Raw genomic sequence first — 18,470 nt, 5'->3', positions numbered from 1 at the left:
AGCAGTGCCGAAGCCGGCCTGCCGTTTATTCCTTCCTGGCTTTTCCCCGTTTCCAAACAATATACAAAAACGAAAGGAAAAGGAGATACATAATACCAAGAGCAATTAAATAAGGATAGTTCAGACCGCTTTTTTCCTTAAGCAGATACATTTCTGCTTCTTCCCGGTCAAGCACAAGCTGATAGTTGCCTTCCTTATCACTCCTGACAAGGGCATCACCGATCAGACCCTTCAACTCTTTGTTTTCGTCTAATTCTTTTTTCGTCAGTTGAACAGTTTGTGTTTCACTCGTATTATTAATGGCTACCACGATGGTCTGATCTTTATATGTACGCTTGAATAGTCCCATTCCATCTTTTTCATAGAGCGGCTCGATATCCCCTCTTGTAAGGGCCGGGTATTCTTGCCGGAGCTCACCTATACGGCTGATGTAATCGATCAGTTCCTCATCTGCCCTGAAGTTCATGAAACGGCGGTTATCAGGATCATCCCCTCCGTCAACGGCAATTTCCGATCCGTAGTAAACAATCGGGATGCCAGGCGTCGCATACATATACGTCAGTGCCAGCTTCCACCTTGTTCCCGGGAACAGCTTCTCTTGAACAAGTAATCTCGTAAATCGTTCCATGTCATGATTATCAATGAATGTACCCATCAGTTCAGGTTGTCCATAAAATGTTTCGTTATATTTCCAAAAGTTAAAAAGACGGTCCATCGACGTGTCAGGCTTTTGAAAAACAGTCCGCAGTTCTTCTGCCTGCGGGACATTCACGAACCCGTCAATTCCTGCACCATTATAAGCTGCAATCTTTTCAGGATCACGGTCAAACACTTCTCCGAGCAGGTAGAAATCGTCTTTCACCGATTTTACCTCTTTACTGAATTCGGTCCAGAACTCCTTCGGCACATGCCTGACCGTGTCAAGGCGATATCCGTCCACATCGGTTTCAGTGATCCACCATTTTGCCACATCGAACAGGTAGCTCTTTACTTCCGGATTTTCTGTGTTGAGATCAGGCAGGTCGTATAGCCAGGCATTTTGAAGACTTTCTTCATTATCAAAATTCATTGGCTGCTTCTCATGGAACCAATCTGCCTTTGCAGGATCGGTTACCCATGGATGCTCAGGTCCGACATGGTTCACCACGAAATCCAAAACCACTTTGATATCTCGCTTATGGGCTTCTTCCACAAGCTTCTTGAACGTTTCCATCGACCCGAAGTGTTCTTCAGGTTTGTAAAAGTCGGTGATCCAATAACCGTGATACCCCATCGGCTGATTCTCAAAGACCGGGGTCAGCCAGATCGCAGTGAATCCCATATCCTTGATATAGTCCAATTTATCGATCACACCTTGAAAATCTCCACCCTGATATGCTTTCGGGTCCTTTGTATCGATATGCTTATCGTTGCTCGTATCCCCATTATGAAAGCGATCGACCATCAGAAAATAAATGGTCTCATCCTGCCACTTGCGTTCTTCTTTTTCAACTGCACCTACCGGAAGGGCGTAAAAAAGAAGAAACGGGACTAAAATGAGAGATAATACTCTTCTTTTCATCTCCGCTCCTCCTCAAACTGTTAGTAACGCCTATAAGATTATCCTTTTGTACCCCCTGCCGTCAATCCTGAAACGAAGTATTTCTGGAAGAACAGGAATAATAGGGCAATTGGTACGGCAATAAGCACAGATCCGGCTGCGAAGGTTGTAAATTCCGCCCCGAACTGCTTTGCCACCATATCATAAAGGGCAACCGGTAATGTATACATCTTTTCTGACCGTAACAGGATACTTGCGATGATGAAGTCTGCAAATGGTGCAATGAATGAAAACAGTGCAACCACCGCAATGATTGGTTTTGCAAGCGGCATGACGATCTGGAAGAAGATCCGCATATGCCCGGCACCATCCATCTTCGCCGATTCATCCAGCTCTTTCGGAATGGTATCCAAATAACCTTTCATCAACCATGTATTCATCGGAATCTGACCGCCCACATATACGAGAATCAAGCCGATGTGCGTATCCAATAATCCAGTCAGCAATGCCAATACGAATATGGCGATCAATGCTGCAAAGTTAGGGATCATTTGTAGAATCAGGAATGTCATCAAGCCATTTTTCCGGCCGGTAAAGCGATAGCGGGAAAATGAATACGCGGTCAAACTGACGATTAATACTGTCAGCGCCATCGTTGATAAGCTGACTTTAATCGAATTCCAGTACCACAACAGATAGTTGCTTTCTTCCATATTGAATAGTTCTTTATAATGGGCAAGTGTTGCATTCTTCGGGATGATCGAAGAACCTGAAAGACTTTGGCCCGGATTGAATGAAGAACCGATGATCCATGCAACCGGATAAAGGATGATTGCAAACATGATTCCGATCGCTGCGTATGAAAGTGTCAAACGTATGAGTTTCTGTCTCTTCATATTCATATTACATCATATCCTCTTCTTGGAATGATTTCGTTCTCTTGAACTGCCAGATAGCGACTGTGATGACGATGACCGACAATAATAAAGTGATGGCTGCAGCTTTCGAGTACTGAGCGGATGTCATCGTCAAACTGTAGATCCATGAAATCAGGATGTCGGTTCCACCGGCATTTTGACCAGTCAAAGCAGGTCCGCCTCCGTTGAACAAGTAAATAACGTTGAAGTTATTGAAGTTAAACGTATATTGGGTGATGATGATCGGTGCCGTTGCAAATAGAACAAGCGGCAGCGTGATGTTCTTGAATTTCTGGATAGCAGACGCCCCGTCGACCGTTGCCGCTTCATAGAGCTCATCCGGGATGGATTGAAGGACACCTGTCGTCATCGCAAAGATGAACGGGAAGCCCAACCACGCCTGAATGCCGATGAGTGCGATCCGCGTAAAGAACGGCTCTGTCATCCAGGGGATTTCCCCTATTCCGAAGAAACTAAGAATGTCACGGTTGATCGTTCCAAATGACTCATTGAACATCCCGGCAAATACAAGGATGGAAACGAAGGCCGGAATCGCCCAAGGCAGGATGAATACTGTACGGATAAGGGCTTTCCCTTTTAAATCTTTTTGATTGACCAGGATGGCAAGACCTACACCGAGTGCCACCTGCAGGGTCGTTGCACCAAATGTCCAGACAAGTGTCCAAGCTAGGACGGTGATGAATGTTTCTCTCCAAATATCAATCTTAAAGATATCAACAAAGTTTTGGATCCCTACCCAGTCGACAAGCTTCGCAGGCGGTGAGTGATAGAGATCGTAGTTTGTGAAAGCAAGCAATACAACGAAGATGATCGGGAAGATGACAACGAATACGAGTAACAAAAATCCCGGGGACATGATGAGATATGGAAAACCGTTGTCCACCAGATTTCTATACTGCTCACGGACTGTGTTTAGGGTCTCCCCTCTGTCTCTCTTTTCACCGTTTTTATAGGCGTCCCGTAAATTAAATAAATAAAAACCGATACCGAATATGGATACAATGATGGCAAGGATTCCATATACCATTAAGAAAATGGAGTGATCTCCGTAAGAGACGTCGGTCCCGAGAGTTGTAATTCCCCATAAACCATGACCGATCAAATCTCTGAAGACGAGGATGAAAGCGGCTGTCATGATCAGGAAGAAACCGCCCTTCATAAACTGTCTATGATACATCTGACCTAAACCAGGGATCAGGGAAAGGGCCAGGGCTGTTTTTCTATGTTTTGTTTGATAGGATCGTTGTTCCATCCTATATTCCCCTTTCTACGTTCACGTTTTATAAAGCTTCAAGAGCTTTTTAAGAAAAGAAGTGACACTTTCCTTAAAAAGCCCTTGAATGGGCCTTTAAAAGGATAGCAGTACCTCTCAAGAGTATGAGAAGGTACCGCTATGTTTATTCATTAGTTGGAGTGATTCGCTTCGATGTTTTGTTCGATTTGTTTCACTGCCGCATCAAGTGCAGCCTTCGGTTTTTGCTTGCCTGTCACAACTGTTTGAAGTGAGTCAGCCATTGGTCCCCATACTTCTCCCATTTCAGGGATATTCGGCATTGGAACCGCATATTGAGATTGCTCGGCAACCGCTTTTGCACCTTCATTGTCAGCAATCGCAGGATCGTCGATCAAACCTTGGTTTGTCGGAACTTCCTGAGTTTGTTCGAAGCGCAGTTTCGCATACTCATCTTGCGTGATGAATTCGATGAACTTCTGAGCCCACTCTTGATTTTTAGAGTAGCCGGACACGTGCCATCCTTTCACACCCATGAACGTTTTCATAGGTTCTCCATTTGGCAGCTTTGGTAAAGCAGAAATACCAATGTCGATCCCGGCATCTTTATAACCTTGGAAAGACCATGGTCCGTTCATCACTGAAGCAGCTTTTCCTTCATTGAAAAGACCGTCCATTGCAGATCCGCCATTTTCCCCTACAATTCCTTTAGGGAATAATCCTTCTGTGTACCACTGTTGGATATATTCAGTACCTTTTACAGCACCGTCATTGTTTAAGCCAAGATCTTTCGCATCCAATGCACCGTCGTTTTCAGCGAAAACATATCCGCCAAATCCACCGATAGGCGCATGCGCGAAGTAGAAGTTATCCCACAGTGCCAAGAAACCGTAGTTTCCGTCTTTTGTGAAATCTTTCGCGAATGTGTGGACTTCATCCATCGTTTTTGGTGCTTCTTCCATTAATGCTTTGTTATAAACGAATACAGGTGTTTCAGAAGACTTCGGAAGACCGTATAATTTACCGTCATAGCTTTCTGCCGTCATGGAAGATTCGGTAAAGCGCTTTTCGATCTCCCCGTCAATTTCCAATGCCGCAATGTGACCTGCAATCGCAAGTTCACCGATTTGGTCATGTGGTAATGTTAAAACGTCAGGACCTGTTCCTGCAGGACCGTCAAGACGTAATTGTTCTCTCATTTTAGAAGCCATTTCCACTTCTTTTACTTCAACTTTGATGCCGGTTTCTTCTTCGAATTTGGCACCTACTTCATCAAGCCATCCGGATTTCTTTTCATCTTCCCAGACAACCAGCTTTTCAGGTTTGTTTGCATCGTCAGCTTTTTTCTCTCCACTGTCGCTGCTTTTCGATCCTTCCTCACGATTCGGACCGCATGCTGCGAGTGCCCCCAATACAAGCATGATTACCATCAGTAACGATAACGCTTTCTTCATCTTGACCCCTCCTAAGTATGGTAGAAACTATAGAACCATTTGTCAGACTGAACAAACGTTTGCACACATTGTGAAAAAAACCCCTAAGATACCGCTTACATTTATTGTGAAAACGATTGCACAACCTACTTCTAATTATACAAACTATCTTTCTTTTGACAATACTTTTTTGAAAAAAAATTATTGCAATACGCCCCATAATAAAACGCTTTCTTCTTTCTGTTCGTTTTATTGACAAGCCTATCAGTTTGGCATACGCTTTAATTGAAATGAATAAGAGGAGGATCATCTATGCTGCTTGAAGCAATTTATCATAGACCTAAAGATCACCATGCATACGCTTGCACTAAAGACGAATTACACCTGCGGATACGCACCAAAAAAGATGATGTAAAACATGTCACGCTCATCCACGGAGATCCTTACCGCTGGGAAGACGGGATTTGGCAAAGCGAACGGAAGGACATGGTGTTGACCGGCACCGATTCTTTGTTTGATTACTGGTTCGCCCCGATTTCCCCTCCATACAAGCGGCTCAGGTATGGCTTTTTGCTTCAAGACGAATCAGAAGAAATTTTTTATGGTGAAAAAGGATTCAATGAATCCCCATCCTCTGATATCGGAGATTATTTTTGTTTTCCTTTCTTAAACGGAATCGATGTTTTTCAGGCACCTTCCTGGGTAAAAGAGACTGTATGGTATCAAATTTTCCCTGAAAGGTTCGCAAACGGGAATATAGAAAATGATCCAGACGGGACATTGGAATGGAACAGCACTGAACCGACTCCCGTCAATTTCTTCGGGGGAGATCTTGATGGCGTCATTCAAAACATCTCCTATTTGAAGGAACTCGGAATTTCAGGCATTTATTTCACTCCGATCTTTAAAGCACATTCCAATCATAAATACGACACCATTGATTACTTCGAGATTGATCCCCAATTCGGAACAAAAGAGACGATGAAGGAATTGATCCGGGTATGTCATGAAAACGGGATCAAGGTGATGCTCGATGCAGTTTTCAATCACAGCGGCTTCTATTTCGAACAGTTCCAGGACGTCCTGAAAAATGGCGAGCACTCACCATATAAAGACTGGTTCCACATTCACGAATTCCCACTCGATGTCGAGAGCATTCCCCCTTCATATGATACGTTTGCATTTGAAGCTTCGATGCCGAAGCTGAATACTGAAAATGAAGAAGTGCGGAATTACTTGTTGGAAGTGGGACGCTTCTGGGTCAGGGAATTTGACATAGACGGCTGGCGCCTGGATGTTGCGAACGAAGTGGACCACCACTTCTGGCGGGAATTCAGGAAAGAAGTCAAACTAGTCAAACCAGACCTATATATATTAGGAGAAATTTGGCATGATGCCATGCCATGGCTCCGTGGAGATCAATTCGATGCGGTGATGAATTATCCATTTACCAACAATTTATTGAACCTGTTTGCAAAGCAGACAATCACCGCTTCACAATTTGTAGAAAATATGACGTCCGTCGTTCATATGTATCCTAAAAACGTCAATGAAGTGAACTTCAACCTCGTCGGAAGTCACGACACGCCCCGTGTACTGACCGAGTGTGGTGATGATATCCGCCGCGTCATGCAGATTTATACATTCATGCTCACTTTTACAGGCACGCCGTGTATTTACTATGGAGATGAAATCGGTTTGACCGGCGGACAGGATCCCGGGTGCCGCAAATGCTTCCCCTGGGACGATTCCCAGCACAACAAAGGGCTATTCACCCATATTCAAAAACATATCGCCCTGAGAAAACAGCACCCTCTATTGGCGAATGAAGGAAATATGACATTTCTGCCGGTAAACCTTCACGAGCACTGCATTGCTTTCACCAAATCCGATGGAGATGTAACACTGTTCATCTTACTGAACTGCCATGAAGAAGCAACGAACTACAGTCTTCCTTTCGATTTAAAGGGAAGGAAAATCACCAATCTATGGACCGGCGAAGATTTTGCCGCAGAAGCAGAGTCGATCGAAGTCGCACTTGAAGGATACGGTTTCGCTATCCTTCAATTTTAACAAACGGGGCTAACCCATCACGGTTAGCCCCTTCTCTATTCTATCTGAAAAGGGCCATGTGCATATCCTTGACCAAACAAAGGAGAATAACGATGAGCAAACTTAATAATAATATGACCCTCTTCGCTTTAACCTGGCCTATTTTCATAGAGATATTACTTCATATGCTGATGGGGAACGCCGATACGTTGATGTTAAGTCAATATTCGGATGATTCTGTTGCCGCCGTCGGGGTGGCAAATCAAATCCTGTCGTTGATCCTTGTCATGTTCGGGTTCATCGCGACAGGGACAGCCATTCTCGTCGCCCAGCATCTCGGGGCAAAGGAACATCATCTCGCAGGCGAAGTTTCCCTCATTTCCATTGCAGTGAATCTTGTCTTCGGTCTTCTTTTGAGCATCGCTTTGGTGTTCTTCAGCGAACCGATCCTCCTGTCGATGGATCTTCCCGCTGCCCTTCTCGAGGAAGCTTCATCCTATTTAATGATTGTCGGAGGGTTCGCCTTTATACAAGCCTTGATCATGACGGCCGGTTCTGTCATGCGCAGCTATGGATATACCAAGGACGCGATGTATATCACCATCGGGATGAATGTATTGAACGTAATCGGTAACTACTTGTTTATTTTCGGCCCTTTCGGAATACCGGTATTGGGTGTGGAAGGGGTCGCGATATCAACGATCGCTTCCAGACTGATTGGATTCATCGTCAGCATTATCGTATTGAGGAAACGGATTCCATCGGCACTCCCCGTCAAAAAATTGTTCCGCACCCCTGTTGTTCATGTGAGAAATTTACTGAGGATCGGGGTCCCTTCTGCTGGAGAGCATCTGTCGTATAACGGTTCGCAAATGGTCATTACCTATTTCATCGCAAGTCTCGGGACCCACGCATTGACAACGAAGGTGTATGCCCAGAATCTGATGATGTTTATATTCTTATTCAGCGTCGCCATCAGTCAGGGTACCCAGATCATCATCGGTCATATGATCGGTGCGAAGGAATTCGACAGCGCCTATGAAAGATGTTTAAAAAGCTTGAAAATCGCCATCGTGATCTCCCTCATGATGGCCGGAATCTTTTCCCTGGCGGCAGAACCGCTCCTTCGCATCTTTACAAGCAATGAAGACATCATTTCCCTGGGGAAAACCCTTATTTACCTGACCATCATCCTTGAACCGGGCAGAAGCTTCAATCTCGTCGTCATCAATGCACTCAGGGCAACCGGAGATGTAAAATTCCCTGTATATATGGGGATCCTCTCTATGTGGGGCGTAAGCGTCAGCTTATCCTATATTCTTGGCATCTGGTTCGGACTCGGCCTGATAGGCATCTGGATTTCCTTCATAGCAGACGAATGGCTGAGGGGCCTCATCATGCTCCGGCGCTGGAAATCAAAAATCTGGATTCATCGACGTTTCAGCGAGACTGAGCAAAACCAGGGGACGGACCTCTCTTCATAAACATCCGCATCATAACCGGACGATCATTGTAAAACATGTCGTTCGGTTTTTTACTGCTCACTGTTCTACGACGGAACGTGTTGATCCTGTCCTGCTCGGTTTACCCACACGGAAGATCAATCATCCCCTCTTTTCCATCCAAAACTTCGTCTTGAAAGCGCAAACAATCACTTCATGTTATATTTTTTTACATTAAAACGCTTACATAGTAAATTAACACTTGAACTTTTGTTATTTTCTGAATATGATAAATACTATAACTCACTCATGTCACAAAACCTAACATCGAAGAAAAGGAATAATAAATGAAAATAAGGAGGAATCATAATGAAAAAAGTGGAGGCCATCATCCGCGCAGAAGCATTTCTATCTTTACGGGAAGCATTATGTATGCGGGGATTCAGCGGGCTGACCGTATCAGAGGCAGCCGGGTGCGGAAAACAAAAAGGAAAGCAAGGTATATTCAGAGGGAACAAATTTGAACTTCAGCTCGTCCCCCGTGTGAAGGTTGAAATGATAGTAGACGACAGTCAGGTGGAGGATATCATTGATCTTATCGTCGAGCACTGCAGCACCGAGACCGTCGGGGACGGCAAGATTTTCATCTATCCTGTTGAGGAAGTCATCAGGATCCGGACAGGTGAACGGGGAAAAGAAGCAGTTCTATAAGCAGCATTCATCATTACATGATCTTGATCAATCAAATTATTGGAGGGATTTACTTGATTAAAAAAATTTCTGCTTTGTTGGCTTTGTCATTGTTCTCGGGTACCACCGCTTTCGCCGCTGCTCCAACCGCTGAATCGGTTCAGGCTTCCATCGACTCTTTATGGGTCATGATCGCTGCTGTCCTCGTATTCTTTATGCACGCTGGGTTCGCAATGGTTGAAACAGGATTTACCCGAGCGAAAAATTCACTGAATATTCTGATGAAGAACTTCTTGACCGTGGCAATCGCTTCCGTCCTGTATTTCCTCATCGGCTTTGCATTCATGTTCGGGAGCTCATCAGGGGGACTTATCGGCTTAGACGGTTTCTTCCTTTCCGGCCGTGAAGATATCGGTTTCTTCCTCTTTCAGTCAGTCTTCGCTGCAACATGCGCCACCATCATTTCAGGGGCCGTTGCTGAACGGATGAAATTGGGTAGCTATATCTTGTTGACGGTCGCCATGACAGGAATCATTTATCCCATTGTCGGACACTGGGTATGGGGAGGCGGTTGGCTGTCAGAACTTGGATTCGTTGATTTCGCAGGCTCCACCGTCGTCCATTTAACAGGTGCAGCCGGTGCATTCATGACTGTAATCTTCCTCGGTGCCCGTATCGGAAAGTACTCGAAAGGGAACACAAATGTCATCCCGGGTCATAACATCCCGATTGGCGCCCTTGGTGTTTTCATCCTTTGGTTCGGATGGTTCGGATTCAATGGCGGAAGCAGCCTTGCCGCAGACCCGACCCTTGTTCCCCACGTCATAACAACAACTTTATTCTCAGCATCAGCTGCCATACTATCATCAGCTTTCTACACACTCTTCCGATTCAAGCGGATCGATCCTTCTCTTACACTGAATGGTGCTCTCGGCGGACTGGTGGGCATCACGGCCGGTTGTGCCAACGTATCTCTTACCGGCTCTCTTATCATCGGTCTTACCGCCGGAGTGATCCTTGTCGAAGCTGTTACTTTCATCGATTCCAAGCTTAAAGTCGACGACCCGGTAGGCGCCATTGCCGTTCATGGCATTTGCGGAGTCTGGGGTACGATTGCTGTCGGCCTGTTCGATGTTTCAAACGGATTATTCTACGGAGGCGGTGCTTCTTTACTTATGACCCAGACGATCGGTGTCCTGGCTGTCATCGCTTGGACTTCGGTCACCGTAGGCGGATTCCTGTATATCGTGACCCGGGTTTCAAGCATCCGTGTTTCACGTGAAGAAGAACTCTCCGGACTTGATTTTACAGAGCATGGTTCAAATGCATATGAGTTAAAAGACACTGTGTTAGAATCAAATGTTTCATCCTCTTCTCCATTCGGTACAGATTTGGTGCAGCGATTGAATTCAATCGGAACGGGAAAAATGAGTGAACCGGTGAATCAGCGTAATACCATATAAACAGTGAGCTTTTTTAAAAACCTCAAAACATAAGCTCATATGGAAAGCATCAAAGCGTGCTTCCATATGAGCTTATTTATGATATGGCCGACAGGATTTTCTCTTTGACTGACCGTGAGACATTGTGTTTTTTGGAGAATACATTGTAGTCTTGATTCCTCACTTCACCGAGGATGGCCCGGTATAATAAAGCCGCTCCTTTTACAGGCGTTCTCGAATGCATGGGATAGAGGTGCATCGAACGGAATGCTTTCTCATAGAAATCTTCCGCGATTTGGGCCATTTCCTCCCATAATGATTGAAAGGCTTCGTTATTACGATGCTGTTTTAAGTCTGCGACGGTATATTCATATTTTACCAGCAAGTCCTGAGGGATATATAATCTGCCCCTTTCCAGGTCCTCCCCTACATCCCTTAATATATTCGTAATCTGCATGGCGTACCCAAGATAGATCCCATCTTCACGGAGGGCTGACTCCTTCCCGGGTGCAAGGATGGGCAGCAACATCAAACCTACTGTACTCGCAACATGATACGAATAGTCGAGTATGTCTTCTATCTTGACATAAGTTCTCCCGGAAAGGTCCATTCTCTGCCCTTTTATCATGTCCCGAAATGCTTCAACGTCCATTGTGTAATGGCGAAACACATCATCAAGTGCAATCCACATCGGCTCGTCAGGATACAATCCAGTCAGAAAGCATTCAAACTCTTTTTCGAACCGGCTCAGTTCATCGACCGGGTTCATGCCTTCATCCACAATATCATCCACTCTTCGGCAAAATGCGTAGACAGCCCAGACAGCTCTTCTTTGTTTCTTAGGCAAAAGGGAAAATGCCTTATAGAAGGTTTTTGAATGTTGTCGAATGATTTGATCACAGTGATTGTACGCTTCCGAAATCATGTTCATGTAAAGACACATCCTTCCTCTCTGATTGGGTATTGCAATATGATCTAAAAGCTTCCCTGACAAGCTTTGCCCCTTGCATGACTATCGGCACACCCCCACCAGGATGGATCGATGCCCCCACCGCAAAGATATTCCTTTCTTTAAAAGGCTGGACCTGGGGCCTGAAGGGTCCCGATTGTCCAAGGCTCGGGGCGATACCGAAGCTTCCACCTGCATATAATCCATCTTGCATGGCTGTAAGCGGCGTCCGGACCTTCATCCATTCAATCCTTTCTGCGAGAGAACGAAATCCCCTTTTTTCCATTGTATCCAATACTTGTCTGGAAAGGTATTCTGAAGCCGATTCCCAGTCCACTTTATCTGTCGCCGGGACCGGAATGAGGACATACAGTACACTCTTCCCTTCAGGAGCAAGCGTCCCATCCACTTTCGAAGGGTTAAAAACATAGAATGATGGATCCCCGGGAATTTCCCCGTGCTTAAAGATGGCCTCCATATTCCTTGAAAAGTCTTCACTCAAAAAGAATTGATGCATTTCCATCTCATCGAACCGTCCGTCTACCCCCATATACAACAGGACGCATCCGGAAGAGGGTTTATATCGCTTCGGGGTTTCCTTCTTCAATAACCGGGAAGCAAGGGGAAAGTCTCCATTGACGATGACCGCATCAACCGCTTCCCTTCTTCCGCCCCCCATCACAAGACCCGTGGCTGTGTCTCCATCTGTTTCGATTTCATTGACGGGTGTGGAAGTCTTGATGGTGATCCCGACCCGGTCACAGGCCGATTTTACGTGATCGAGCAGGCTCGCGTATCCTCCTTTTATGTAGTAGATCCCATGTTGATGTTCACTGAAAGACACCAAGCTGTATATGGCCGGGGTTGTGTACGGGTCCCCACCGATATAGAGGGTTTGCAGACCGTATGCAGTTCTTAGCTTTTCATGGTTAAAATAGTGATTCAAGTTTCCCATAACATTCCGATACGCTTTCAATTTAAGCAGTGAACCGATGGTGCCCGTGTTCAGATAATCACCCGGTTTAGAAAAAGAACTCTCCAGGAATTGCGGTTTTCCAATAGTGAACCGCTCTTCCATGTCTTTCATGAAGGAGAGGAAGCCATTTTCATCCCCTGGAAATTCCCGCTTGATTTCCTCATACTGTTTATCCAGGTCTGCGAATTTCCGGTAAACCTGACCATCTGCAAAATGAACATCATAGAGCGGGTCACATCTGACGAAATCGATTTCATCTGTGTTGACTCCCGACTCCTTCAGGATGGAAAGAAGCATGTCAGGAAGAAGGACAATCGTTGGACCTTTGTCTATTTTGTACTCACCCTCCTGGATAAAGGCGAGCCGTCCCCCGATGGAAGACTCCTTCTCATATACCGTGACATCATGACCATCTTTCGCCACCAGCAAGGCGGATATTAACCCGCCGATACCCGATCCGATCACTGCCGTCTTCATAATGCCCCCTCCATCGCCTGCTCATCTGCCCTTGATAAAGCCGGATCTTCCCTCATAAGCATAGTCGTTGTGATCCTTGCCGATTCCAGAATTGTCGGCAGACCGCTTCCCGGATGGGTCCCTCCGCCGACCAGCCAGCAGTGATCAAGCTCTTCGAATTTATTATGGGGGCGCAGTGCCATCATTTGTGTGAGCTGGTGTCCGAGGTTGAAAGTCGCCCCTTCGTATATATTGAAGTCTGACTCCCACGTTTTCGGAGAGATGATCTTTTCAACTTGGATATATTTTCTTACGTCCTTCAAACCGGCTTTTTCTTCAACGATATCCAACACAAGGTCCCGAAAAGCCTGCTCATTCTTCTCCCAATCGATACCACTCACGTTATTCGGCACCGGCGCCAGTATATACAATGTGGAGTGTCCAGGCGGTGCAAGAGTTGCATCTGTCACCGAAGCATTCTGTATATAGATGGATGGGTCTTCCGAAAGGCGATAGGTTTTTGTGATTTCCTCGACGTTCTGCTTGTAATCTTCAGCAAACACGATGCTGTGGTGGGGAATATCATACTGTTTATCGATGCCGAGATAAATCATAAATGTCGAGCATGAATATTTCTTCTTCTTCAGCTTTTCTTTACTGTATTTCCGCAGCACACCGTCATCCACAAGATGACTCATCACATGGGCAAAGTCTCCGTTAATAATGACCTCATCCGCTTCTAACTCTTCACCATCCTCGGTGATGATCCCTTTTACCGCCTTTTGTTCGATCCACAGCTTTTTGACTCCCCTGCCAAGGTGGATTCTCCCGCCATGCTCGGTGACTACCTTCGCCATTGCCTTGGAAAGCTGATTCAATCCGCCAACCGGATGGAATATGCCATATTCATGCTCCATGAAAGACAGGATGGAGAAGGCTCCGGGACACTCCCAGGGGGACATGCCTAAATACTTGGATTGAAATGTAAACGCAAGCTTCAATTCATGATCTGTAAAATATTCACTCAACACGTCGTATAGCGATTTCCCCAACGAAAGCTGCGGCAGTGCCCGTAGCACCTTCCAGCTGATATATTGATAATATCGGTCCATCGGGCTTTGGAGGATCGGCTTCAGCGCCTCCATCTTTCTGCGTGTATCATTCATGAATCGGCTGTAGCCCCGGGCGTTCCCCGGAAAATGGTTTTCAATTTCCTTCGACAGCCGCTCCCGGTCCCTGTACATCTTGACTCGTTTATCGGGAAAGACCAATTCATACATAAGGGAAAGCTCGTGTAAATCGACGTAGTCATGGAGGTTCCTCCCTGATTCTGCAAAGAGTTCTTCTGCAATTTCAGGCATCCCGAAGAATGTCGGGCCGATATCAAACGTATAACCATCCATCGTAACAGACCCATTCCTGCCGCCGACAAAAGTTTGCTTCTCATATACGTCCACACTGTATCCTTTTCCCGCTAGAAGCATTGCAGCCGCCAACCCTCCAGGCCCCGCCCCGATGACGATGATTTTTTTGGCCATGATCTTAACCTCCTACAGATTATATATATGTACAATTATTATACAATAGTTATACAATACCTTTCCACTTTAAAATGCAGCAAACTGTTTTTTCGATTATGCCAGCTTGTCTGTACACGTGATGTATTTTCATCTTGTCTTTGATAAAGGCTGTTTCGTTAACATCGTGGCTTTTAAACAAGCAAGATGCGGTTGATTGCAGCGAGAGATGCTCGCTTTCCGCGGGGATTGCGGTGAGCCTCCTCGGACTTTGTCCTGCGGGGTCTCACCTGTCCATCAGTTCCCGCAGGAGTCGAGCATCTTCCGCTCCAATCAACCATCGAAGATAAAAACCAAAAGCTCCCGAATTAACTGCTTATTCATCTCCCGAATAGTAATGATCAACGTCATTCAAGTAAACTGCCCTTGATTCATTGCTGTGACATTTTTCATTTCACAGTCTCAAATGAGCGAAGATGCTCACATTAACCTCTATTAATAACAACCATCAATCCGAAAAGAGCCTTGATAAAAGCCCTCTTTGATTTTCCACCAAAGCATCTGGACATGTTCTATACAAATTTATGGCGGTTTACATTCTTTCATTCTTACAAATCCCCTGGTACTGCCAAATAACGGAAGTCCGGCAACAAAAAATGGCAAGCTTCCCTTTCGAAGGAAGCTCACCATCTGTTTACTATTCTACGATTTCGATTTGATAATCCTTGAACCAGATGTGGATCTGACCGAGGTGGGCAAGGAGCTGCGGACCGGTCATCAACTGGCCATACCACGGTACTTTAAAGGCAGAACCGCCTGTCGCAACAATTTCCTTCAATTTCTCTTCATTGAACAATTCATACAGAATACTTGATTTATCTTCCAATATCTCATTCAACCAGTCACCGACCATTTTCGTATAAGCAGGGTGATGCGTTTTCGGGTAGGGGCTTTTCTTTCGATAAAGGACTTCATGGGGAAGAATGCCTTCAAGCGCCTTCCTGAGGATCCCCTTTTCCCTGCCATCATGCATCTTCATCTCCCACGGGATGTTCCACACGTATTCTACAAGTCTATGATCTGCAAAGGGAACCCGCACCTCCAGGCTTGCCCCCATACTCATCCGGTCTTTACGGTCTAATAAGGTCGTCATGAACCAGAGTAAATTCAAATAGAACAATTGTCTTCTCTTCGCTTCTGTTTCATCCTCCCCTTCTAATAACGGCGTTTCGGCCACCGTCCGGTCATATTGCTCCAGTACATACTCTTCCAGATTCAATTTCCTGCTCCATTCGTCCTTCAAGAGACCCTGACGTTCATCCGTCGATCTCATCCATGGAAATCCCCTGCGGTTGAAATCTTCAGGACGGTGGAACCAGGGATATCCGCCAAATATTTCATCAGCGCACTCTCCTGATAATCCTACAGTGAAGTCTTGTTTGATTTCTCGGCAGAACCACAGGAGTGATGAATCAACGTCGGCCATTCCCGGCAGGTCCCGTACATGCACCGCTTCTATCAGGTGGTCCTTTAATTCCTGCTGACTGATGACAGACCGGTGATGCACCGTATCAAATTCCGCCGTCATCTTCTCGATCCACGGTGCATCTGAATTGGGCTGGAAGTCATTCGCTTTGAAATACTGGTCATTCTCTTCATAATCAATGGAATACGTATGAAGATTTCCCTTGCCCTCTTCCTTGAAAGTGTTCGCCGCCACCGCTGTAATCGCACTGGAATCAAGTCCCCCTGATAAGAAGGTACATAATGGAACATCCGAAACAAGCTGCCTTTTAATCGCATCTGTCAGTAAGAAACGGACTTTGGCCACTGTTTCGTCAAATGAATCTGTATGCTTTTCACTCTTCACATTCCAATATCTCCAAATATCCAGTCCATTCTTCGAAAAGCGCATGGCGTGGGCGGGACGCAGCTCTTTTACTCCTTTGAACACGCCATTACCAGGCGTGCGGGACGGCCCGAGCCCGAGTATTTCCGCCAGTCCACGGTGGTCCACCTGAGGATGGACATCAGGATGGGCAAGCAGCGCCTTTATCTCCGAACCGAACAGGATCCCTCCATCTTTTTCCACAAAAAATAAAGGCTTCACCCCCATTCGGTCCCTGCCGATGAAAACGTGTTCCATTTCTTCGTCCCAGACCGCAAAGGCAAAAATCCCGTTCAAGTGATCGACGCATTCCTCCCTCCACTCAATGTAAGAGGTAAGGAGGACTTCCGTATCAGAATGTCCGCTGAAAGTATATCCCTTAGAAATAAGTACTTTTCTCAAGTCTTCCGTATTATAAAGTTCACCGTTATAGCAGATCGTGAACAGATGGCCTCTATGACTCTTGCTCATCGGCTGCCTTCCACCTGCCGGGTCTACCACGATCAAGCGCTTATGACCGAATGCTACATGCTGATTCAGCCATACATTCGTTTCGTCTGGCCCTCTTTTAGAAAGGGTTTCTGCCATCTTTTCTACCACTTCTTTTTGATTCGTCAAATCTTGTTGATAATGAATCCAACCAGTAATTCCACACATGATGATCATCCTCACTTTCTAGTCAAACGCTCTGGGCTCACGGACACATAAATTATTTTATGCAAAGCCCTCGAAATAGTTAATTGTCTCAATCAAACTTTACATGAATGAAATATGATAATTATGACAAGAAATGTAGTTAAGGAGGGATATTCACTTGAGCAACATCTTTCGTTCAAACATTTTAAAATCCCAAAAAAGGTCCTATTCCGAGGGCACAGCTCTTTTTGAAGAAGATACGTGGTTTTTCTTCGAAATCGATGCCGAGGAAGAGTCTGAGCTCGAATTTTACCTCAATCACGAATTGAAAGTATATAGAGATGGTGAATGGATGACAGGTGTCCTTTTAGAAGATGGCATCCTTGTCACCCCATATGAGCGAATAAGAATCGAGAATGGTGACCGGATCCAGATAAAGAAGAATATATTGTATTCATTGGAGAATTTATTGGAAGAGATTTCTGATGACGCCTTTCATCAGTTCACAACCGCCTTAAATAATCTTGGCTATTCAATCTATGACAGCATCTTCTGCCACAATCACCTCGTTTTCCTCGGACATCAAAAAATCAAAGAGGGTGTGAACTTCATCACCTTTGATAACGGTGTGGAAGTATGTGCTGTTCAGCATCACTTCACTTATTACAAAAAGAAACGGGACCGTTTTGAATTCACACTGAGTACAGGCAGGCGGATCGTGATCGAAAGCTTTAATATGTAGGCAACCTTACGGGCAAAAGCAGTCATCATCCCTATAGCATGTTAAATTCAATGGCTGTTTTGTTCATTTACCAACCTATTCTTACCTCATAACAATCAAGCAATATATCAAATAGCACCCCGAACAGCCGATTGGGAATGATTCATCCAAAGTAGCTGTTCGGGGTGTTATTTAACTTATTATGCAAGATCCCATTTTCTGCTATTCACAGAGAGATCAAGGATAAATAAGTGAATGAGAACCGAGATATTCGATCACAGGAAAATCGCTGGTAATAACAGCCACATTCACATAATAATTTTCCGTGCAAGGCTTCGCTTTCCTCGGGCGGCGGTGAGCCTCCTCGGCGCTATCTGCAGCGGGGTCTCACCTACCCCACTTTTCCCGTAGGAGTCTCCGCCCTGCACTCCAATCAACAGCTGGAACCTGCTCAATACATATAAGAAGTGACAGCACAAAAAATCCGAACGAAGTAGATTTATGATAAATCACTCGTTCGGATTTTCTATTGACGAACACCGTTTTGTCCCAATCCCTT

13 protein-coding genes are annotated in these 18,470 nt (G+C 45.4%); 5 read left to right on the top strand and 8 right to left on the bottom strand.

What is annotated here, in order from left to right:
- Positions 1 to 25: 25 nt before the first annotated feature.
- The 4 genes from KH172YL63_RS05990 to KH172YL63_RS05975 form a co-directional block, all read right to left on the bottom strand.
- Positions 26 to 1,561, bottom strand: a complete 1,536-nt coding sequence (locus KH172YL63_RS05990) for an alpha-amylase family glycosyl hydrolase (protein ID WP_173105247.1) — start codon at positions 1,559 to 1,561, stop codon at positions 26 to 28.
- A 38-nt stretch (positions 1,562 to 1,599) separates the two neighbouring features.
- A complete protein-coding gene (locus KH172YL63_RS05985; RefSeq protein ID WP_173105246.1) occupies positions 1,600 to 2,442 on the bottom strand; it encodes a sugar ABC transporter permease in 843 nt (280 codons plus the stop codon).
- 1 nt (position 2,443) lies between these two features.
- Positions 2,444 to 3,730: a carbohydrate ABC transporter permease gene (locus KH172YL63_RS05980; RefSeq protein WP_173105245.1), complete on the bottom strand. Its 1,287-nt coding sequence runs from the start codon at positions 3,728 to 3,730 to the stop codon at positions 2,444 to 2,446.
- Between the two features lie 152 nt (positions 3,731 to 3,882).
- Positions 3,883 to 5,163: an extracellular solute-binding protein gene (locus KH172YL63_RS05975; RefSeq protein ID WP_173105244.1), complete on the bottom strand. Its 1,281-nt coding sequence runs from the start codon at positions 5,161 to 5,163 to the stop codon at positions 3,883 to 3,885.
- A 291-nt stretch (positions 5,164 to 5,454) separates the two neighbouring features.
- Between KH172YL63_RS05975 and KH172YL63_RS05970 the strand changes: the two genes are divergently transcribed.
- From KH172YL63_RS05970 to KH172YL63_RS05955, 4 genes are all read left to right on the top strand, one after another.
- Positions 5,455 to 7,215 (top strand): alpha-glycosidase, encoded by a 1,761-nt coding sequence (locus KH172YL63_RS05970; protein ID WP_173105243.1) that lies wholly within the window; start codon positions 5,455 to 5,457, stop codon positions 7,213 to 7,215.
- 92 nt (positions 7,216 to 7,307) lie between these two features.
- The gene (locus KH172YL63_RS05965) at positions 7,308 to 8,678 is read left to right on the top strand and encodes an MATE family efflux transporter (RefSeq protein ID WP_173105242.1); all 1,371 of its coding nucleotides are present in this window, start codon (positions 7,308 to 7,310) and stop codon (positions 8,676 to 8,678) included.
- A 327-nt stretch (positions 8,679 to 9,005) separates the two neighbouring features.
- On the top strand, positions 9,006 to 9,347 hold the full coding sequence (locus tag KH172YL63_RS05960) for a P-II family nitrogen regulator (protein WP_173105241.1): 342 nt from the start codon (positions 9,006 to 9,008) through the stop codon (positions 9,345 to 9,347).
- A 53-nt stretch (positions 9,348 to 9,400) separates the two neighbouring features.
- On the top strand, positions 9,401 to 10,789 hold the full coding sequence (locus KH172YL63_RS05955; protein WP_173105240.1) for an ammonium transporter: 1,389 nt from the start codon (positions 9,401 to 9,403) through the stop codon (positions 10,787 to 10,789).
- A gap of 76 nt (positions 10,790 to 10,865) precedes the next feature.
- On the opposite strand, the gene KH172YL63_RS05950 is transcribed toward KH172YL63_RS05955, so the two are convergent.
- From KH172YL63_RS05950 to asnB, 4 genes are all read right to left on the bottom strand, one after another.
- Entirely contained in the window at positions 10,866 to 11,699 is an 834-nt protein-coding gene (locus KH172YL63_RS05950; RefSeq protein WP_173105239.1) for a phytoene/squalene synthase family protein, read from the bottom strand.
- Complete coding sequence (locus KH172YL63_RS05945) at positions 11,665 to 13,170, bottom strand: phytoene desaturase family protein (RefSeq protein WP_173105238.1); 1,506 nt, start codon at positions 13,168 to 13,170, stop codon at positions 11,665 to 11,667. Before KH172YL63_RS05945 ends, KH172YL63_RS05950 begins: the two co-directional genes overlap by 35 nt.
- A complete protein-coding gene (locus tag KH172YL63_RS05940; RefSeq protein WP_173105237.1) occupies positions 13,167 to 14,687 on the bottom strand; it encodes a phytoene desaturase family protein in 1,521 nt (506 codons plus the stop codon). Before KH172YL63_RS05940 ends, KH172YL63_RS05945 begins: the two co-directional genes overlap by 4 nt.
- Before the next feature lie 676 nt (positions 14,688 to 15,363).
- Positions 15,364 to 17,211, bottom strand: coding sequence for an asparagine synthase (glutamine-hydrolyzing) (gene asnB, locus KH172YL63_RS05935; RefSeq protein ID WP_173105236.1), 1,848 nt, complete (start codon positions 17,209 to 17,211; stop codon positions 15,364 to 15,366).
- Between the two features lie 157 nt (positions 17,212 to 17,368).
- On the opposite strand from asnB, the gene KH172YL63_RS05930 reads away from it, so the two are divergent.
- Entirely contained in the window at positions 17,369 to 17,932 is a 564-nt protein-coding gene (locus KH172YL63_RS05930; protein WP_173105235.1) for a DUF2777 family protein, read from the top strand.
- Positions 17,933 to 18,470 lie beyond the last annotated feature (538 nt).

Source organism: Bacillus sp. KH172YL63, from assembly GCF_011398925.1.
Lineage (GTDB): Bacteria > Bacillota > Bacilli > Bacillales > Bacillaceae_B > Rossellomorea.
The sequence above is the reverse complement of the archived record's forward strand: the minus strand, read 5'-3'. Positions and strand labels throughout refer to the sequence as shown.

Bases quoted from the DNA above. Each gene is read 5' to 3' on its own strand.
- KH172YL63_RS05975 (WP_173105244.1), bottom strand. From the start codon at position 5,163: ATGAAGAAAGCGTTATCGTTACTGATGGTAATCATGCTTGTATTGGGG.
- KH172YL63_RS05950 (WP_173105239.1), bottom strand. From the start codon at position 11,699: ATGAACATGATTTCGGAAGCGTACAATCACTGTGATCAAATCATTCGA.
- KH172YL63_RS05970 (WP_173105243.1), top strand. From the start codon at position 5,455: ATGCTGCTTGAAGCAATTTATCATAGACCTAAAGATCACCATGCATAC.
- KH172YL63_RS05960 (WP_173105241.1), top strand. From the start codon at position 9,006: ATGAAAAAAGTGGAGGCCATCATCCGCGCAGAAGCATTTCTATCTTTA.
- KH172YL63_RS05985 (WP_173105246.1), bottom strand. From the start codon at position 2,442: ATGAATATGAAGAGACAGAAACTCATACGTTTGACACTTTCATACGCA.
- KH172YL63_RS05945 (WP_173105238.1), bottom strand. From the start codon at position 13,170: ATGAAGACGGCAGTGATCGGATCGGGTATCGGCGGGTTAATATCCGCC.
- KH172YL63_RS05965 (WP_173105242.1), top strand. From the start codon at position 7,308: ATGAGCAAACTTAATAATAATATGACCCTCTTCGCTTTAACCTGGCCT.
- asnB (WP_173105236.1), bottom strand. From the start codon at position 17,211: ATGTGTGGAATTACTGGTTGGATTCATTATCAACAAGATTTGACGAAT.
- KH172YL63_RS05940 (WP_173105237.1), bottom strand. From the start codon at position 14,687: ATGGCCAAAAAAATCATCGTCATCGGGGCGGGGCCTGGAGGGTTGGCG.
- KH172YL63_RS05990 (WP_173105247.1), bottom strand. From the start codon at position 1,561: ATGAAAAGAAGAGTATTATCTCTCATTTTAGTCCCGTTTCTTCTTTTT.
- KH172YL63_RS05980 (WP_173105245.1), bottom strand. From the start codon at position 3,730: ATGGAACAACGATCCTATCAAACAAAACATAGAAAAACAGCCCTGGCC.